The sequence below is a fragment of the Marinobacter sp. genome, from assembly GCF_040904845.1.
Classification (GTDB): domain Bacteria; phylum Pseudomonadota; class Gammaproteobacteria; order Pseudomonadales; family Oleiphilaceae; genus Marinobacter.
This window is the reverse complement of record NZ_JBBDSR010000035.1, coordinates 26,707-44,397: the sequence shown is the minus strand read 5'-3', so window position 1 is coordinate 44,397 and position 17,691 is coordinate 26,707. Positions and strand designations below refer to the sequence as shown.

Here is a 17,691-nt window from a genome sequence, read left to right as displayed (position 1 = left end):
GCCGACTAATTGGCCTACCCCTCGAAGGAGATGCGCATTCTACAGACACCAGCGGAGCTGTCAACGGCGATTCTGGAAAAACCTTAAAATCGCCTGAAATCGGTTACGCAGTAACCAAAACACGGGCAATCTTCTTCTTTCCGGCCTGGATCACGCAGTCGTCACCCTCTTTAAAGGTGCGTTCGCCACCGTATTTCTCTCCATCCACAAAAACCGCGCCACGATCCAGTACATCCCGGGCGGCGGCCCCGTTCTTTACCAGCTTTGCCAAACGGAGCACGGCCGCCATGGGAATTTCACCCTGCCCCTCCAGCGACACCTCAACGGTTGGGACGTTATCAGGGATCTCTCCGAGCGCGACCCGGTTACCTGCAGACTTATGAGCGGTCTTGGCGGATTCCTCATCATGGAACCGGGTAATAATTTCTTCAGCCAGCAACTTCTTGTAGATTTGAGGGTTGGCCCCACCCTTTACCTCCTGACGAAACTCATCAACCTCTGCCAGCGGGCGGAAACTGAGCAACTCAAAGTATCGCCACAGCAGACTATCTGGCATGGACAACAACTTGGTGTACATCTCACCCGGAGCGTCGTTCACCCCCACGTAATTGCCCAGCGATTTGGACATCTTCTGAACCCCATCGAGCCCCTCAAGAATCGGCATCGTCAGAATCGCCTGGGACGGCTGACCGTAATGCTTTTGCAGAATACGGCCCATCAGAAGATTGAACCGCTGGTCCGCACCCCCTAACTCGACATCCGCCTCAAGCGCTACAGAGTCATAGCCCTGCACCAATGGGTAAAGAAATTCGTGAATCGCAATGGACTGCTCTGCCCGGTATCGCTTGGTGAAATCATCCCGCTCCAACATCCGGGCAACGGTGTACTGTCCGGCCAACCGGATCATGCCGGCAGCCCCCATCTTGCTCATCCATTCGGAATTGAACACCACCCGGGTTTTCGCCGGATCAAGAATCTTGAACACCTGCTCTTTATAGCTGACCGCGTTGTCGACTACCTGCTGCTCGGTCAGCGGGGGGCGAGTGGCACTTTTCCCGGTCGGGTCCCCGATCATTCCAGTGAAGTCGCCGATGAGGAAAAGGATCTCGTGCCCCAGGTCCTGGAACTGACGCAGCTTGTTAATCAGGACCGTGTGCCCCAAGTGAAGGTCAGGTGCGGTCGGATCAAAACCTGCCTTTATACGAAGCGGGCGACCCTCCTTCAATTTTGCGATCAGGTCGTCTTCCGGAATCAGCTCATCAACGCCACGTTTAATTATGGCTAACGCCTCATCGATTGATGCCATGAACTACTCGCCCCCACGTTGTATGCAAAATTATTCTGACAGTTACAGACCTCAACAAAAGAAATCTGTGAGTTACCCACAGCCTTGATATATTAGAACCGCTCAGTTTTTAAACAATGCTGAAGATCAAAGGCGGCGCATTATATCAACCAAGCCGCCAGAAATCCGAAGAATGGAGCAGCAACCGTAATGTTCCGCATGCTTTTCATACGGTAATCTGTTGGACTATACTTGAAAAATAGCTTTAATTAGGTAGTTCAACCTACCGGAATAACGATTAAAATGGATGTCTCACGTGCTGAAAACGTTTCCGAAAACACACATCACCATCGCGGCCGCCGCCACCGTTTTGGTGACTGCCGCCATCCTCATGAGCCCGAGTTCCGACGTCGAGGCCAAGCGGATGTCCTATTCATTGGATCTGGACGGCAATACATCCAAACAGTCACGAGCACCTGAGAGCGCCCGGCCCGCTGAGGCACCTACCGCGACATCTGAGGGCAACGCAATAGCCGGCAGTGAGACGGAAGGGCCGGATACAGGCCCAGCAGAAAAGCGGAAGCCTGCTCTGGACTGGCAAGAACACAAGGTTGAGTCGGGTGCGACTTTGTCATCGCTGTTCCGCGATGCCGGATTCAACGATGGCATCATGCTCAAGGTCATTAACGGCGAAGGCGATGCCGACAAACTCCAGCGCCTCTACGCAGGTGAAACCATTGCGTTTGCCACCGACAATGACGGCAAACTGGCGGCCATTAACCTCAGGCGAAGCCTGCTTGAAACCCTGCAAATTTCCCGCTCAGAAGAAGGCTTTCAGGGCGAAACAGTGATCAGGGAGCCTGAGGTCCGCCCCGCTTTCGCGACAGGCATCATTGATGGCTCATTGTATATCGCCGCCCGAGAAGCGGGAATGAGCGACCGTCTCTCAATGGAGCTGGCCGGCATTTTCGGTTGGGACATCGACTTCGTATACGATGTTCGTAAAGGCGATCAGTTCGAAGTCATCTACGAAGAGCTCTACCTTGATGGCAAAAAATTCGATACCGGAAAAATTCTTTCTGCCCGCTTTGTAAACCGGGGCGAGGAAAATGTTGCGCTGTTATACACCGACAGCAATGGTGACAGTGATTATTACGCACCTGATGGTGCCAGTATGCGCAAGGCTTTCTTGCGCACGCCCATCAATGCCCGTGTCTCCTCCCCGTTTAATAAGCAGCGGCGCCATCCGGTGCTTGATGTTGTTCGCCCGCATGAAGGCACTGATTATGCCGCACCTCCGGGCACGCCCATCAAAGCGGCCGGCAATGGTCGTGTACGTTTTGCCGGATGGAAAGGCGGATACGGCCGAACTGTCATCCTGTCTCACGGAGATAACATCACCACGCTGTACGCCCACATGAGCCGGCTCGGAAAGGGCATCAAAAATGGCACCCGAGTCAAACAGGGTGAAACCATCGGCCATGTTGGCTCGTCTGGCATGGTCACCGGGCCGCACCTGCATTATGAGTTTCATGTAAACGGCGTTGCGCGCAACTCCAGAACCATTGATCTTCCTGACGCAAGCCCGATTGTCGCATCTGAAATGGCTCGCTTCCGGCAGGTTGCTGACCAGCAGATCTCCCAGTTCAAAGTCTACCGGGAAGGTACTCAGCAACTCGCACTGGCCCGGGAAGACTGAAGCCGTGGACACGTGGCTTGGGCTGATGTCTGGCACCAGCATGGACGGCATTGACGCCGTGCTGGTGTCGTTTCCCGACAACCGCGTCCAGATACACGCTAAACACACCACCCCCTACCCCGACGACATTCGCCAGCGACTGACTCAACTGTCACAAAACCAGGGCACGCCGGATGACCTGGGGGAGCTGGACCACATTGTGGGCAACCTGTTTGCCGAGGCCGCCGAAAGCGTCATCGAAAGAGCGGATATTGACCGCAGTGAGATTCGTGCCATTGGGAGCCATGGGCAGACGGTGCGCCACCAACCTCTCGGCTCAGCTCCCTTTTCATTGCAGATCGGCGACCCGAACCTGATAACGGAACGCACCGGCATTACCACGATTGCCGACTTCCGGCGGCGGGATATGGCGGCAGGCGGCCAGGGCGCGCCTTTGGTACCGGCATTTCACAAAGCATTCTTCAGCTCACCAGCGGAAAACCGCTGCATTCTCAACCTCGGGGGCATCGCCAACATCAGCTGGCTGCCAAAAGGCCCGACTGAGCCGGTTTCGGGCTTCGACACCGGCCCCGCAAACGCACTTCTGGACGCCTGGTGTCAGGACCAGACTGGCCGACCTTACGATGACGATGGCCACTGGGCGCAGGAAGGCACCGTACATCAGGATTTATTGGCAGATATGCTCTCGGATGGCTACTTTTCTCGCGCTGCACCGAAAAGCACCGGCAAAGAAAAGTTTAACCTGGAATGGGTAAAAACCCTGGCGCATCGCCACCCTGAGGTTTCCGCGGAGGATATTCAGCGCACGCTTCTGGAATTAACAGTGGCATCCATTGCCCGCCAACTTCCACGGTCACCGGAAATGACGATTTTTGCTTGCGGCGGCGGCACCCGCAACACCTTCCTGATGCGGGAGCTGAAACGGACCTGCAGCCCCTTTTTGATGTCATCGACCGCTGAACTCGGCCTGGATCCCCAATGGGTAGAGCCAGTTGCATTCGGATGGCTGGCGAAACAGACAATGGCCGGCCTCCCGGGGAACTTGCCAGAGGTGACCGGAGCACGCGGGGAGAGAATTCTGGGCGCGGTGTACTACTTTTGAACGGCACTACTCTTGAACGGTGCTACTCCTGAACAGCGCTATTCCTAATTCAGAGGAATGAGAGCGCCATCTGATCAGATCGAGAACGAACTGCCGCAGCCGCAGGTAGAGCTGGCATTGGGGTTACTGACGACGAACTGGGAGCCTTGAAGCCCTTCTGTGTATTCCACCGTGGCACCCACCAGATACTGGTAGCTCATCGGATCCACCAACAGCGTCACGCCACCTTTCTCTATGGTGGTGTCTTCGTCTTCCTGGCTCTCATCAAAGGAAAAACCATACTGAAAGCCAGAGCAGCCGCCCCCAGTCACAAAAACACGTAACTTGAGCCCGGAGTTGCCTTCCTCCTCGACCAATTCACGCACTTTCGCTACCGCACTGTCGCTAAGAAATAGCGGTGCGGCCATCTGCTGTTGAACTACACTCAATTCCGCCTCCGGCTAACTGTGCTGACCATGTTCACGATTATGGTATTCCTGACTAAAACAATCAACTATTCCGTCTTTGGGCTGGCACCGTCTGGCTCTTCCGCCGCAATTTCCAAAGGTGCCTTCTTGGTGCCATCTTTGGTTAGCAGGCCGACAGTCTCGCGCTGATGGACCAGGTTACCGTTCACCGAGGCACCAATGGCCATCTCAATCAGGTTGTAATAGACGTTGCCGTTAATAGCGGCTTTCGCGGCCAGCTCCAGATGTGCCGACGCATAAACATCCCCATGAACAGTACCGTTAATAATTACATGCGGAGCGACGATATCCCCGGCAATTTCGCCGACCTCGGAGATTCTGAGCACGGCATCACTACCCTCCTCGGCAACGACTTTTCCGCGCACGCGCCCGTCCACGTGGAGGCCACCGGAAAACTGAACATTCCCCTCGACTGTGGTGCGGGAGGAAATCAACGTGTCAAAGTGCCCTGACGGGCGGCGGGGCTTCTGTTTTTTCTTGCCAAGCATCTCAATTCTCCGTTAGGTCATTCCAGTCAAATGTACGTTCCGCCTGCGCCGAGGCCTGCCCGTGAGATTTCGCAACGACCTGAATCTTTTCGGGTATAAAATCTTTGGGCACGGCCAGCAAGCCTTCCACGTCCTGGAAGTAGCGGAACCGAAATTTCACTCCCAGATCAGCAATATCGTCAGACAGATCCCGCAACGCGATCACCTCTTTTTCATCATTACGGGTGCCAATCACGTTAACCGCCACCACCCCCGAGAGATAACTCTTATTGTTACCAACCTGAGTCAATACCAACTTGAAGTTGTATCCTGAGCCCTGGCGGTCCCGCTGAAGGGACAGGCGGTCCACCTGCAGGCCTTTGCTGGCCTCCGACGGAGCCATGATGTTTTTGTAGAAGGTCAGGTCCGCATTGAGCGATGAAATCTGCGTTTCCAGCTTCACCATGGTTCGGCGCGCCTGATTGAGCGCCTGCTGATCGATGGTTCTGCCGCGTTCAAGATTCGTCAGTTGCTGAGAGGCAGCCCGGTGCTGGGCCCGCAACTCTTCCACTTCTTTTTCAAGCTGATCCCGGGAGTCCTCCACGGAAGAGAACCGGAAACCGCCCTGCGCAAGACCGGTGGCATAGCCACCTACCGCAGCAGCTACAGAAAATACCAGCAAAATCAGGGTTCGCCTCAGCCGATACCCGGGGCGGTGCCGGATAACGACATACTCTTCTGACGGCTTTCTATGATCACTCACCGGCAGATCCTATGGCAGCAAAGCGGGCGCTTCCAGCCCGAGCGTTTCGTTCAGGCCAAACATCACATTCATATTCTGTATCGCCTGTCCGGCGGCACCCTTGACCAGGTTATCGATAACCGAGGAAACGATCACCACATTGCTGTTTTCCTGACGGTGCAATGCCATGCGGCAGTGATTGGCACCCCGAACGCTGCGCGTCTCGGGATGGCTGCCAAACGGCATGACATCGACAAACGGTTCGTCGCGGAACCGGTCTTCGTACAGAGTCTGCAAACGCACAAAATCCGCTGGGTCACGCAATTCGGCGTACAGCGTGGCCTCGATGCCCCGAATCATCGGGATCAGGTGAGGCACAAAGGTGATACCGACGTCGACACCGGCTGCCTGAGTCAGCCCCTGACGGATCTCAGGCAAATGCCGGTGACCTGACGCACCGTATGCCTTAAAGCTTTCACCAACTTCACCGTGAAGCATGCCAATTTTGCCCTGCCGGCCGGCCCCACTGGCGCCGGATTTGGCATCGGCAATCAGGCGCGACGGATCGACCAGGCCGTGTTCCAACAGTGGCAGAAAACCAAGCTGCACAGCGGTCGGGTAACACCCGGGGTTGGCGACCAACCTCGCATCACGTATTTCATCCCTCACGGTTTCAGGCAGGCCGTAAACGGCTTTCGCCGCCCACTCCGGACTTTCGTGGGGCATCCCATACCATTGTGCCCACACGTCCAGATCCCGAAGGCGGAAGTCCGCGGACAAATCCACCACACGGGTACCCGCCGCCATCAATTCGGGCATCATCCGCATGGCGACGCCGTGGGGTGTGGCAAAAAAGACCAGATCACAAGCAGCGAGGGTTTGAACGTCAGGCTCTGAGAAGGCCAGATCGTAGTGGCCACGAAGATTGGGGTACATCTCTGCCACTGGCATTCCCGACTCGGAGCGGGACGTTATACACTTCACCTTTACATCAGGGTGTACTGCCAGAATCCTCAGCAGCTCCACACCGGTGTACCCGGTGCCGCCTACAATGCCTACTTTTATCACCTGTCACTCCAACTAGCGTCGTTATCTGTAAAATCGAGTCAATTCAGACCTGCTAGTCTACCATGATAAACCAACGACTTATTGCAGCCAGACTGGCGACCATTACAATAACGTTAGCCTCCACTCACTCGCGGAATTCCGGCTCCCATGCGCAAGTTCTGGCACCAAATTACAGAGAACGGGATTCCCGCCTTTCGTCGCAGGCTTTCCGGCGTCGATGCCTTGCCACAACTGGCAGTTCTGGGGTTACTTTCAGGGCTGATCACCGGCGGCGTCATCCTTGTTTTCCGATTGGCGATCGAGTGGCCTCTGAACTATTTTCTGCCCGGCGACGGCTCCGAATCCTTTGAGCAACTGGACATCGTGACCCGCGGACTGCTTCCTCTTGCCGGAGCCCTGCTGCTCGGGCTGTTTCTCCACAGGCTCGCGACCCACGATCGCAAGGTCGGCATTGTCCATGTCATGGAGCGCCTGAACTATCATCAGGGCTATATCTCCGTACGCAGCGCCATCGTACAATTCGTGACCGGGGTTGCCACTGTCGTCACAGGCCAATCCGCCGGCCGCGAGGGGCCGGCAGTGCACCTGGGCGCGACTTTCTCCAGCCTCATGGGCCAGTGGATGAAACTGCCCAATAACAGCATCCGCACACTGGTCGCCTGCGGCTGTGCTGCAGCGATCTCTGCGTCCTTCAACACCCCCATTTCCGGTGTCATTTTCGCCATGGAGGTGGTGATGATGGAGTACACCATCGCCGGTTTCACGCCAATCATCCTCGCCGCCGTTAGCGCAGCCATCGTCACTCAGGCCATGTACGGTGCCGAACCCGCCTTCAGCGTACCAGCGCTGACCATGAATTCGCTGTTGGAGATTCCGTGGATTTTAGCCATCGCGGTGATTATCGGGATCGCTGCGGCGATCTTTATCCACCTGGTCGACACCATGGGCCGATACCACCACCGCCCGGTGCTGCTGAGGATTGCTGTGTGCGGCCTGCTGATGGTGCCGTTTGCCATCGTGGCACCGGAAGTCATGGGGATTGGCTATGACACCGTCGACCTGGCGATTCACGGCCACCTTGCTTTCTGGCTGCTTCTGGGCGCGGGCGTAGCCAAACTGGTGATCACAGCGCTGACCATCGGCCTGGGGATGCCCAGCGGTGTCATCGGCCCAACCATTTTCATGGGTGCCACCCTCGGTGGTGCCATGGGGCTTATTGGTGCCCAGATAGCACCGGACACTGCCTCTTCGGTCGGGTTTTATGCGATGCTCGGCATGGGCGCAATGATGGGTGCCGTCCTGCAGGCCCCGCTTGCCGCACTGATGGCATTGATGGAACTGACACGAAACCCCCACATCGTGCTCCCCGGCATGCTAATCATCACCACCGCCAGCCTGGTCACCAGCGAAGTGTTCGGTAAGAAATCGCTGTTTCTGACGATCCTGAAAAGGCAGGGGCTGAGTTATCAGAACTCCCCGGTCATTCAGGCGCTACGCCGAGTGTCAGTAGGTGCCATTATGGATCGCAGCATTTTGCGCACAGAACGCCACCTCACGGTTGAGGAGTCACGGAACATTCTGAAGTCCGAACCCAAATGGCTGGTCGTCGAGGGTAACAACGGGCCCACGGGGCTGGTGCCAGCGGTCGACCTCGCCCGCTACCTCGAAGATGCGGAAAAGCAGGCTGCCGAGGATGAAACCAACTTCCCCGAAAAGGTGGACCTGATGGAAATTCCCGCCAACCGTCGAGATATCGCCCCGGTGCAGTATCAGGCGACGCTCGAAGAGGCACTGGACGAATTTGACAAGACCAGCGTAGAAGCGCTTTATGTGCAGCGCCATGTCGCTCCGATGATTCAGCGGGTGTATGGCATCGTGCTGAAGTCCGACATCGAAAGCTACTACCAATACCGACGGAGCTAAACCATGCTTTGGGTCAAAGCCCTCCACATCATTTCAATGGTGTGCTGGTTCGCCGCTATTTTTTACCTGCCACGGCTGTTCGTATACCACGCCGCCTGCGAGGATGAACCTGGCCGCGAGCGCTTCAAGATTATGGAGCGCAAGCTCTACCGCGGCATTAGCACCCCATCGATGGTTGCGACACTCGTTTTTGGGATATGGCTCATCAGCTATAATGCGAACGGTTATTTCAGCCAGGGCTGGATGCACGCCAAGCTGCTGCTGGTCGCGGTATTGATGGCCTATCATTTTTATTGCGGTCACCTGATTAACGTATTCCGGGATGACCGCAACACCCGAAGCCACGTCTTTTATCGCTGGTTTAACGAACTGCCGGTATTCATTCTGGTCGCCGTGGTACTTCTGGCCGTTGTAAAACCATTTTAAGGAGTTAAGCCATCAATCGTCACACTCGCCCTCAGGTATTGATACTGTCAGGACTGGACCCCTCAGGCGGGGCCGGCATCCAGGCCGACATCCAGACTGTTACGGCCCTTGGCTGCCATCCGCTGCCGGTGGTGACCTGCCTGACCGTGCAAGACACACGCAACGTCTATGACGCCGCGGCGGTGGACGCTGGCCTGATTCACAAACAGCTTGAGTGCCTTGCTGCGGACGCTCCGATTCACGCCATCAAAACCGGGGCTCTCGGCAACGCGGCGGTGGTCGAGGTGCTGGCGGCCTTTGCCACCAGGTACCCAAACATTCCACTGATCACCGACCCGGTCATCAAGGCCGCCGGTGGCGGTGATCTTGCCGATGACGCATTGATTGAAGCCATGAAGCACCGCCTGTTCAGTCTGGCAGAAATGATTACGCCGAACGGAATCGAGCTGGCCATGCTTGGCGAAACCGATGACCCCGCCGAGGCCGCCCGCCGGTTGATGGCCGCAGGCTGCCAGTCGGTGCTGGCAACCGGCGGCCATGGCGACGGCCCGCAGATCATCAATACATTGTTCAGTACCAGTGGCGAACCGACCACCTGGCAGATCGACCGGATGGGCGGCGAATACCATGGCACCGGTTGCACCCTGGCAGCGGCGATTGCCGCCGGCCGTGCCGCCGGCCTGTCAGCGCGAGCCGCCATATCCCAGGCGCAGAACTTCGTAAACCGGGCCATCTCACATGCCCTTGAGGTTGGCCATGGCCAGCCAGTACCTGATCGCGGCATCACCTGGGAGCGCTAACCCACCATGTCAGCCGCTTACCCCAAAGGTCTGAACCCCGGCCTCTATGCCATCACTGACAGTGCCCTGCTACCCGACGACACACTGCTGCCCGCAGTGGAGGCGGCGCTAAAGGGGGGCGTCGCCCTGGTTCAGTATCGTGACAAACACAGCGCTGACATTACCCGCCTGAATCAGGCGAGGAACCTTGTGGCTCTGTGCCGCATGGCTGGCGTCCCCCTGCTTATCAACGACGATCCGCAACTGGCAAAGCGGGTGCACGCCGATGGCGTCCATCTTGGCCAATCAGATGAGTCACTGGCCAGCGCTCGCCGATTGCTAGGCGACCAGGCCATTATTGGTGCCACCTGCCACGGAGACCTTGTCCTCGCTGAAACCGCCAGGACGGATGGTGCCGACTATCTCGCGTTTGGCCGCTTTTACGGATCATCCACCAAACCGGGCGCGCCAGCAGCGGACCCTGCCGTGTTAACGCAGGCTCGACAGTGGCGGCTGCCGCTGACCGCCATCGGCGGCATCACCACTGAGAACGGCGCGGCCTTGATCCAGGCCGGTGCCGACATGCTTGCCGTCGTTGGCGGCCTGTTTGGCGGCAGCCCCGCGCAGACTGAACAGCGCGCCAGGGATTTCACACGGCTTTTTGTCGCCCATCACCCGCTGTTCCAGACAACCCCATCACAATACGACACGCTTTCACGCAATCAGGAGCCCTGACACCATGAACCACTCTGAAACACTCTTTGCAGAAGCCCAGAAATACATCCCCGGCGGCGTCAACTCGCCGGTCCGGGCGTTCCGTGGCGTTGGCGGCACACCGATCTTTTTCAAACATGCGGAAGGGGCCTATCTGTACGACGAGGATGATCGCCGATACGTCGACTATATCGGCTCCTGGGGACCGATGATTCTTGGCCACTCCAACCCGGTGATCAAGGATGCGCTCCACGCCCAGGTCGATCTCGGCGTTGGCTACGGTGCCCCTACCGCCATTGAAACCGAGATGGCTAAAAAAGTCTGCGAGCTGGTGCCGTCCATAGAGCTGGTCCGCATGGTCAATTCCGGCACCGAAGCCACCATGAGTGCGGTCCGCCTGGCACGGGGTTACACCGGCCGGGACAAGATCGTTAAGTTTGAAGGCTGTTACCACGGCCACGTTGACTCACTGCTGGTGAAAGCCGGTTCCGGCGCGCTGACCCTTGGCGTTCCCAATTCCCCAGGCATTCCTGCCAGCCTGGCGGAACTGACGCTGACGCTGACCTACAACGACATCGATCAGGTGCGGGAAACCTTTGCCGCGATGGGCGATGAAATCGCTGCCATCATCGTTGAACCCGTAGCTGGCAACATGAACTGCGTCCCGCCGGTGCCGGGCTTTCTCGAAGCCCTGCGGGAAGTGTGTGACGAACACGGCACGGTACTGATTTTCGACGAAGTCATGACCGGGTTCCGGGTGTCGCTTGGCGGGGCTCAGGGGTATTACGGCGTTGCGCCGGACCTGACCGCGCTTGGCAAAGTCATTGGGGGTGGCCTGCCGGTCGGCGCATTCGGCGGCAAGCGCGAGATCATGGAACACATATCGCCACTCGGGCCGGTCTACCAGGCCGGCACGCTCAGCGGCAACCCGCTGGCCATGTGCGCCGGGCTGGCAACCCTGAATGCCCTATCTGAACCAGGCTTTCATGACCGGCTGACAGAAAAGACCAACGCCGTGCGCGATGGCCTGAAGGCCGCCGCCAACGAAGCCGGCATCCCTCTCGCGGTGCAAAGCGCCGGTGCCATGTTTGGCTTTTTCTTTACCGAGGCCAAATCCATCACTCGCTTTGACGACGTCATGGCGTGCGACACAGAGCGCTTCAAGGCGTTTTTCCAGGGCATGCTCAAAGAAGGTGTTTACCTGGCACCATCCGCGTTTGAGGCCGGATTTACCAGTGCCGCGCTCTCTCAGCAGGATATCGATTTCACCATCGAAGCCGCCAGGCGGGTGATGAAAACACTCTGAGCTCTCCCACGGATGACAGGCGACACTGATCGCTTGTCATCCCGGGCCCCTGCGTGACCCACCTCACAAACCCACACTTTACACCGCCACATTGCCCGTTCCGACATTGACTTCACGGTCGCCAGATCAAACTATGTGCATATCTCATATGAGATGGCCTGACTGCGACAACCTAACAACAACGATGTAAAAAATCAGCGCACGGAAGCCCGGACCCTGCCACAGGCAGGCCCCAAGAAGTCTCTGGAGCAACCCGTTAGGTTCAGCCGCAGTTTGATAACAAAGACAACAAACTGTAGGTGCAACGATGAAACAATGGTTAAAAGCAGCCACCATGCTGTTGGTAATGGCATGGTCCGCCCCCTCCATGGCCTGGTGGTGGGACTCCACCCCGTCCGACTACACCGATACCCGCTACCCGGTTGTACTGGTGCACGGTATGTTCGGCTTCGACGACATTGCCGGCGTTGACTACTGGTATGGCGTTTCTGAAGACCTGCGCCAATATGGCGCTGACGTTTACACCACTCAGGTTCCCGCGCTGGACAGCAGCGTTGCTCGGGGCGAGGCACTGTTACCACAAATCGAAGCGATTGCAGCAGTCCACGGCAAGGTCAACCTGATTGGCCACAGCCACGGCGGTCCGACCGCGCGCTATGTGTCCCGCGTTCGGCCCGACCTGGTCGCTTCGGTGACCTCCGTGGGCTCTCCCCACAAGGGCACTCCAGTTGCCGATCTGATCTATGGCTCTCCAGCGGATAGTCTGGCCGTTTCTCTGGGCAACGCTCTGGGCGGTCTGATTGATCTGCTGTCAGGCGGCGGTTACGACCAGGACATGAGTGCAAGCCTGTACTCACTGACCACCCAAGGCAGCGCCGAGTTCAACAACTTTGCCCCGGCCGGGGTTCCGGCTTCAGCTTGCGGCGAAGGGGTCTATTCGGCGAACGGCGTGCGCTTCTACTCCTGGGGTGGCACCGGGGTTCTGACCAACGCTCTGGATCCATCCGACGCATTGCTGGGCACTACCAGCCTGGCGTTTGGCTTCTCCGCCAACGACGGCCTGGTCGGCCGTTGCAGCAACCACTTTGGCAAGGTCATCCGGGACAATTACTTTATGAACCACCTGGATGAGGTAAACCAGACCCTGGGCCTTCACAGCCTGTTCGAAACTGATCCCAAGGCGGTGTATCAGCAACACGCCAACCGGTTGAAAAACGCCGGGCTATAACGGCATCAGCCTTGCCCCGGTGGCGAACTCAGCCACCGGGGATCAAAACACGCCGTCAATCCCCACCAAGGCCGTCTGCCGACGGTAGTCATAGCGATCGAAACTGCTCTGGTTGTCCCTGAACATCCACTCGCCACGCACGGACCAGTGTGTACTCAAGGCGTATTCCGTCAACAGGCTGCCTTGCGTTCGTTTATCGATTCGGCGCTCGCTTTCCAGCGCGCCCTGTGAGCTGATCAAGCGGTGAGGATCCGCATAGCGGCTGTGGCGATAACTGCCTTCCACACCAAGATTCCAACGCCGGGAGACCTTGAAGCGGAAGGTCAACTCGGCCATGTGCCGCTGTGGAGACACGCTTACAAACTGCTCGCCCGCTTCCAGATCCTCGCGGGCATTCAGATCCCATCGATACTGGGCATCGATGCGCCAGCGGGTGTAATCCTTTCGCCCTTTCACACGAGCCTGGTACCACTGACCGTCATAGGCCTCAAATCCTTCACCGCCTTCAACAATTCCGGAAGACACAGACGCCTGACACCGGGATCCCGTGCCGGTGAAGGGGCACTGATCAAGTCGGTAGGAAAGGTCCAGTCGATAGGTGCGTTCAAGCTCGTCGGAGTCAAACCAGGATTGGCTGATACCGGCGGTGACGTCCACCCTGCCCGGTCCCAGGCGTTTCAGCCAACCCGCACCAAACTGCAGAACATCGGTATCAAATTCGGGTTCCGACGGATACTGACGGGAGTAGGCCGCCCCTTCCAGCCGAAAAACCGAATCTCCGGACTGGTAGACATCTGCCGACCCGGCTGCCAGCAACTCACCAAATCCGCCTTCACGACCGGAACTGCCGGACGCCGGGACGCTGGCAATGTTGTCATCGTAACCACCCGCCAGGGAGACATAACCCATCCAGGGCATCGGGGAATAGGCGGGCGATAAGGATTGTTCAGTCTCCTGAAGCTGGATTGCAGCCAGCGCGCGAACTTTCTCGGGGGAAGACTCCGCAGCCGCGCGGGCAAACCACATGTCTGCTACACCCTGATCACCCGCCGCCTTGGCCACCAGCCCGAGGTTATACTCCGCCAGCGCCTGGCTGTCAGTTTCAAGCAGCGCCGAAAAGGCATCTGCGGCGAGCTCGTATTCACCCAACCGGTAATACACAACACCGAGGTTGTACATCAGGGCATTGCTCTCAAGTCCGGCCGCCCGTGCATCTTCAAATGCAGCTCTGGCCAACTCGAGTTCGCCGTTCTGGAAGTATTCAATACCAGCGGACATCCGCGCCCTGGGCGTATCGGACGCAGCTACCGGAAGAGAAACGGTCGCTATCAGCAACAAGCAAGATAGGGTGGGTAGCCGAACTACAGCCTGCAAACAGATCTCTCCGGAGCCTGAGGAAGACATTCACCGGCAGGCTGACCTCAAGTCCACATGGCCGGTGTTAACTCAGGAGAGTATAACAAGGAAAAGCAGGAATAAAATGCACAACGACACGTCCAGACTGATTGGTGTCAGTATGGGGTATAATTCGCCCAGGATGGTTACAGATCGAGATTGTCCGTATCGAGTTGATCCCCGGCATCGTCCAACTGGTCGCCAGCGTCATTGACCAGGTCATCCGAACCCGGCAAGTCGGTGACATCGTCCTCACCGGGTAAGGAATCCAACAGGCCATCCTTGCCGGGGCGCTCCGAATCAATGACCTCTCGCGCTTCACTCGCTCTCTCGGAGGCCGACTCACCCATTTCCTGCCCACGCTCCATCGCATCCAGAGCGGTTTCAATATCGGGCCTTTCCGGGCGAGCGGAGCTACCGGATCCACCCCGATCAGCCGCGCCCGTGGGCTCCGGCAGCTCGATCTCCCGGACCACTGAACTGGTCAGGTCTTCGTCATCCACGACCATTCTCATGGTCACATCCAGATCATCCGTGGCCTGCGCCATTGCTGGCGATGCGAGTAGTACTGCCAGGCACATCAGTGCCGGCCTTAACCACTGTCTGTCGTGCATTGTCATGATGCTGGCTCCCTATTATCTGCCCTGCTCTGACTGGGAATAGCTGCCCTGAAGGTTTTCTGGCGCTGGCCATCGTCAATGTGCGCTACCAGTTCACCGGCTCCGGGAAACAGCACCCTGAGCGGCAGCGCCAGCACATTCTCGCCTTGCTCCAGATCGACCTTCCAGCTTAACTGCTGCCTGCCGGGGAAGGTTGCCAACTCAACGTTGGCTGGCAATTCCAGAGTCAGTGTCACGCCCTCAAGCGGCTTACCCGAACTGAAGGCCAAGCGCACAGTCTGGATCACCGGATCGCTGGCCACTGACGGTTCATGAACTTCCGACTGACTCGTCGCAACCACCGGCCCGGTATCCACTCCCGGCCTTAAACCCACGCCCAGGGCGATACCTAGCGCCAATGCGGCAGCAATGGTGCCACCGACCACCGGCGTACTCCACCCACGGTGAGCGGGCCCACCATCGACACGGGCGCTTGCAGCAGCCAATACCCGAGTCTCAAAGTCCGGTGATGGATCCGGAATGGCAAAACGATCAGCAACGGTCGACTGCAGCACCTTTTCACTCGCCACTCCTGTCGCACAGCGAGCACACTCCGCCACATGCTGCTCCAAACGGGCAGACTGCGCGGTAGACAACTCATTCAACAGGTAGGAAACCATGAGCTCCCGGCATTCTCGACAAGACATATCCATCACCTCATTCTTTCACACGTCCGATGCCCGAAAAAGGTTCCAGCTCTCTCTGCAGTTTTTCCCGCAATGCCGCGCGACAGCGATGCAACCGGGATTTCACCGTCCCCAGCGGGATATCAAGAATCTCGGCGATGTCCTCCTGCCGCCAGCCGTCCACATCGTGGAGCATAATCAGGGTGCGCTGGTCCGGGGCCAGGGTCGCCATGACCTGATCCAGCACCGGTCCAAGCCGGCTGCTATCCACCAGCGCCTCCGGCCCGGCATCATCCGATGCAAAGCTTTCCATATAGGCCGACTGGTTTTCCGCATCCACCACTTCGCTGAGAGGGCGGTCCGACTGCCGCCTCTTGCGACGCACCTGATCGATAAAGTGTCGGTACAGCACCCGATTCAGCCAGGGCCTTAACTGGTCGATGGATTCCAGTTCATCCAGGCGGGGATAAAGCTTGACGATAACGTCCTGAACCAGGTCTTCCGCGTCCTGCTGCTGTCCGGCCAGACGAAAAGCAAAACGGTACATCGCCTGCAAATGTGGCTGAACGAGCTTCTCGAATCGTTTGGACCGCGAAGGGCGGAAGGGAAGTAATGCCAAAACCGGTGCTCGCCTGTGCTGTAGATCGTTATCTGGCTGAATTTCAGCCAACAAGTCTATACCAGTTGAAGGATACGTTATACGTGGCTGACGCCCTTTTCCGGAAACCTTTCTTGACACAAAATGATAAAACGTTAACAAAAACGCAGGAACCCGGTAACCACATCTATCGTTTCATAGGGGACACGTAGCGCGCACAAAGCGCCTAGCACTTGCAAAACAATGGACCCCGGAGGTTTATATGAACAGCTCTCTGAAACTCTTTACTGTTGCTGCCCTGGCTGCGGGCGTTACTGCCTGTGGCGGCAGTTCTGATTCCGGCGAAACTGGCACCGTCTCCTTTGGTATCACGGATGCACCGGCAACTGAATTCAGCAATGTCACCGTTGCGTTTACAGAAATCCAGCTAAAGCCTGCTGATGGCGACTGGATTACATTTCCGCTGGACGGATTTGAAACCGTCAACATGTTGGATTTGCAGGGTGGCGTTACCGAGCCACTGATCACCGATGAAGAAGTCTTGGCTGGCAACTACACGCAACTGCGCCTCATCGTTGATACTGATAATTCGTTCGTAAAACTTAAAAGCACCGGCGATACAGAGTACTCGCTAGCCGTTCCATCCGGCGAACAAAGTGGCCTGAAGCTACAGGGCGAATTCATTGTGGCGGCAGACACCAGCACCGACTTCACTATTGACTTTGACGCCCAGAGGGCTATCGTCAATCCTGCAGGAGAGGCGCTGGCCGACTACATGCTGAGACCCGCCCTGCGTTTGGTGAACAACCTCGACGTTGGGTCAATTGCAGGCACTGTTAACGCATCTACGGTCATCGCGACCGAATGTGCGGATGTAGCAACCTACTCTGGCATGGTTTACGTATATGGAGAGCCAGGTGCTACCCCGGATGACCTAGGAAGTGAAAACGAACCTCTCGTGGCCGTCCCGGTCTCTGACGAGGACGACCCTGGCACCTACACTTACAAAGCGGCATTCCTCACCGAAGGCACCTACACCGTCAGCTATTCCTGTTCAGCTGACGACAACGAAATTGATGAAGACCTGACGTTCGTTGGTCCACAGGATGTAACGGTTGAGGCGGATACAGAAACTACCGCTAGTTTCGAGTAATACAGCTCGTAAACCATAAGAACCCCGCACTCGCGGGGTTCTTATGGATACATG

At 57.3% G+C, this 17,691-nt stretch carries 18 protein-coding genes; 9 read left to right on the top strand and 9 right to left on the bottom strand.

The features are described 5' to 3' along the window. Positions 1–103 precede the first annotated feature (103 nt). Positions 104–1,306 carry a tyrosine--tRNA ligase gene (gene tyrS / locus WD429_RS03780; RefSeq protein WP_368420834.1) on the bottom strand — a complete coding sequence of 401 codons (1,203 nt, stop codon included), beginning with the start codon at positions 1,304–1,306 and terminating at the stop codon, positions 104–106. Positions 1,307–1,601: 295 nt separating this feature from the next. Between tyrS and WD429_RS03775 the strand changes: the two genes are divergently transcribed. Next, complete coding sequence (locus WD429_RS03775) at positions 1,602–2,984, top strand: OapA family protein (protein WP_368420833.1); 1,383 nt, start codon at positions 1,602–1,604, stop codon at positions 2,982–2,984. Positions 2,985–2,988: 4 nt separating this feature from the next. Continuing rightward, positions 2,989–4,086, top strand: coding sequence for an anhydro-N-acetylmuramic acid kinase (locus tag WD429_RS03770; RefSeq protein ID WP_368420832.1), 1,098 nt, complete (start codon positions 2,989–2,991; stop codon positions 4,084–4,086). Between the two features lie 74 nt (positions 4,087–4,160). Here the strand turns inward: WD429_RS03770 and erpA are convergent, their stop codons facing one another. From erpA to argC, 4 genes are all read right to left on the bottom strand, one after another. Beyond that, positions 4,161–4,493 (bottom strand): iron-sulfur cluster insertion protein ErpA, encoded by a 333-nt coding sequence (gene erpA / locus WD429_RS03765; RefSeq protein ID WP_368420838.1) that lies wholly within the window; start codon positions 4,491–4,493, stop codon positions 4,161–4,163. An 86-nt stretch (positions 4,494–4,579) separates the two neighbouring features. Continuing rightward, positions 4,580–5,041: a polymer-forming cytoskeletal protein gene (locus tag WD429_RS03760; RefSeq protein WP_368420831.1), complete on the bottom strand. Its 462-nt coding sequence runs from the start codon at positions 5,039–5,041 to the stop codon at positions 4,580–4,582. Between the two features lies 1 nt (position 5,042). After that, the gene (locus WD429_RS03755) at positions 5,043–5,783 is read right to left on the bottom strand and encodes a DUF6776 family protein (RefSeq protein ID WP_368420830.1); all 741 of its coding nucleotides are present in this window, start codon (positions 5,781–5,783) and stop codon (positions 5,043–5,045) included. Between the two features lie 9 nt (positions 5,784–5,792). Beyond that, entirely contained in the window at positions 5,793–6,830 is a 1,038-nt protein-coding gene (gene argC, locus WD429_RS03750) for an N-acetyl-gamma-glutamyl-phosphate reductase (RefSeq protein ID WP_368420829.1), read from the bottom strand. Positions 6,831–6,977: 147 nt separating this feature from the next. Here argC and WD429_RS03745 point away from each other — a divergent pair, with 147 nt between their 5' ends. The 6 genes from WD429_RS03745 (at position 6,978) to WD429_RS03720 (ending at position 13,206) form a co-directional block, all read left to right on the top strand. Further along, the gene (locus WD429_RS03745; protein WP_368420828.1) at positions 6,978–8,753 is read left to right on the top strand and encodes a chloride channel protein; all 1,776 of its coding nucleotides are present in this window, start codon (positions 6,978–6,980) and stop codon (positions 8,751–8,753) included. A gap of 3 nt (positions 8,754–8,756) precedes the next feature. After that, a complete protein-coding gene (hemJ, locus tag WD429_RS03740) occupies positions 8,757–9,179 on the top strand; it encodes a protoporphyrinogen oxidase HemJ (RefSeq protein ID WP_368420827.1) in 423 nt (140 codons plus the stop codon). A gap of 38 nt (positions 9,180–9,217) precedes the next feature. Beyond that, positions 9,218–9,979: a hydroxymethylpyrimidine/phosphomethylpyrimidine kinase gene (locus tag WD429_RS03735; RefSeq protein ID WP_368420826.1), complete on the top strand. Its 762-nt coding sequence runs from the start codon at positions 9,218–9,220 to the stop codon at positions 9,977–9,979. Between the two features lie 6 nt (positions 9,980–9,985). Next, positions 9,986–10,693 carry a thiamine phosphate synthase gene (gene thiE / locus WD429_RS03730; protein ID WP_368420825.1) on the top strand — a complete coding sequence of 236 codons (708 nt, stop codon included), beginning with the start codon at positions 9,986–9,988 and terminating at the stop codon, positions 10,691–10,693. A 4-nt stretch (positions 10,694–10,697) separates the two neighbouring features. Further along, complete coding sequence (gene hemL / locus WD429_RS03725; protein WP_368420824.1) at positions 10,698–11,978, top strand: glutamate-1-semialdehyde 2,1-aminomutase; 1,281 nt, start codon at positions 10,698–10,700, stop codon at positions 11,976–11,978. A 307-nt stretch (positions 11,979–12,285) separates the two neighbouring features. Further along, positions 12,286–13,206 carry a lipase family alpha/beta hydrolase gene (locus tag WD429_RS03720; protein WP_368420823.1) on the top strand — a complete coding sequence of 307 codons (921 nt, stop codon included), beginning with the start codon at positions 12,286–12,288 and terminating at the stop codon, positions 13,204–13,206. 42 nt (positions 13,207–13,248) lie between these two features. On the opposite strand, the gene WD429_RS03715 is transcribed toward WD429_RS03720, so the two are convergent. The 4 genes from WD429_RS03715 to WD429_RS03700 form a co-directional block, all read right to left on the bottom strand. Next, entirely contained in the window at positions 13,249–14,484 is a 1,236-nt protein-coding gene (locus tag WD429_RS03715) for a tetratricopeptide repeat protein (protein ID WP_368420822.1), read from the bottom strand. Positions 14,485–14,747: 263 nt separating this feature from the next. Beyond that, positions 14,748–15,221 (bottom strand): hypothetical protein, encoded by a 474-nt coding sequence (locus WD429_RS03710; protein ID WP_368420821.1) that lies wholly within the window; start codon positions 15,219–15,221, stop codon positions 14,748–14,750. After that, the gene (locus WD429_RS03705; RefSeq protein ID WP_368420820.1) at positions 15,218–15,907 is read right to left on the bottom strand and encodes an anti-sigma factor; all 690 of its coding nucleotides are present in this window, start codon (positions 15,905–15,907) and stop codon (positions 15,218–15,220) included. Before WD429_RS03705 ends, WD429_RS03710 begins: the two co-directional genes overlap by 4 nt. A 10-nt stretch (positions 15,908–15,917) precedes the next feature. After that, positions 15,918–16,505: an RNA polymerase sigma factor gene (locus WD429_RS03700; RefSeq protein WP_368420819.1), complete on the bottom strand. Its 588-nt coding sequence runs from the start codon at positions 16,503–16,505 to the stop codon at positions 15,918–15,920. 241 nt (positions 16,506–16,746) lie between these two features. Between WD429_RS03700 and WD429_RS03695 the strand changes: the two genes are divergently transcribed. Further along, on the top strand, positions 16,747–17,637 hold the full coding sequence (locus WD429_RS03695; RefSeq protein ID WP_368420818.1) for a DUF4382 domain-containing protein: 891 nt from the start codon (positions 16,747–16,749) through the stop codon (positions 17,635–17,637). The last annotated feature ends 54 nt before the right edge of the window (positions 17,638–17,691 follow it).

What these genes read in the sequence shown, in the direction of transcription:
- tyrS (WP_368420834.1), bottom strand. Translation starts at nt 1,306, where the DNA reads ATGGCATCAATCGATGAGGCGTTAGCCATAATTAAACGTGGCGTTGAT.
- erpA (WP_368420838.1), bottom strand. Translation starts at nt 4,493, where the DNA reads ATGGCCGCACCGCTATTTCTTAGCGACAGTGCGGTAGCGAAAGTGCGT.
- WD429_RS03760 (WP_368420831.1), bottom strand. Translation starts at nt 5,041, where the DNA reads ATGCTTGGCAAGAAAAAACAGAAGCCCCGCCGCCCGTCAGGGCACTTT.
- WD429_RS03745 (WP_368420828.1), top strand. Translation starts at nt 6,978, where the DNA reads ATGCGCAAGTTCTGGCACCAAATTACAGAGAACGGGATTCCCGCCTTT.
- hemJ (WP_368420827.1), top strand. Translation starts at nt 8,757, where the DNA reads ATGCTTTGGGTCAAAGCCCTCCACATCATTTCAATGGTGTGCTGGTTC.
- thiE (WP_368420825.1), top strand. Translation starts at nt 9,986, where the DNA reads ATGTCAGCCGCTTACCCCAAAGGTCTGAACCCCGGCCTCTATGCCATC.
- hemL (WP_368420824.1), top strand. Translation starts at nt 10,698, where the DNA reads ATGAACCACTCTGAAACACTCTTTGCAGAAGCCCAGAAATACATCCCC.
- WD429_RS03720 (WP_368420823.1), top strand. Translation starts at nt 12,286, where the DNA reads ATGAAACAATGGTTAAAAGCAGCCACCATGCTGTTGGTAATGGCATGG.
- WD429_RS03715 (WP_368420822.1), bottom strand. Translation starts at nt 14,484, where the DNA reads ATGTCCGCTGGTATTGAATACTTCCAGAACGGCGAACTCGAGTTGGCC.
- WD429_RS03710 (WP_368420821.1), bottom strand. Translation starts at nt 15,221, where the DNA reads ATGACAATGCACGACAGACAGTGGTTAAGGCCGGCACTGATGTGCCTG.
- WD429_RS03705 (WP_368420820.1), bottom strand. Translation starts at nt 15,907, where the DNA reads ATGTCTTGTCGAGAATGCCGGGAGCTCATGGTTTCCTACCTGTTGAAT.
- WD429_RS03695 (WP_368420818.1), top strand. Translation starts at nt 16,747, where the DNA reads ATGAACAGCTCTCTGAAACTCTTTACTGTTGCTGCCCTGGCTGCGGGC.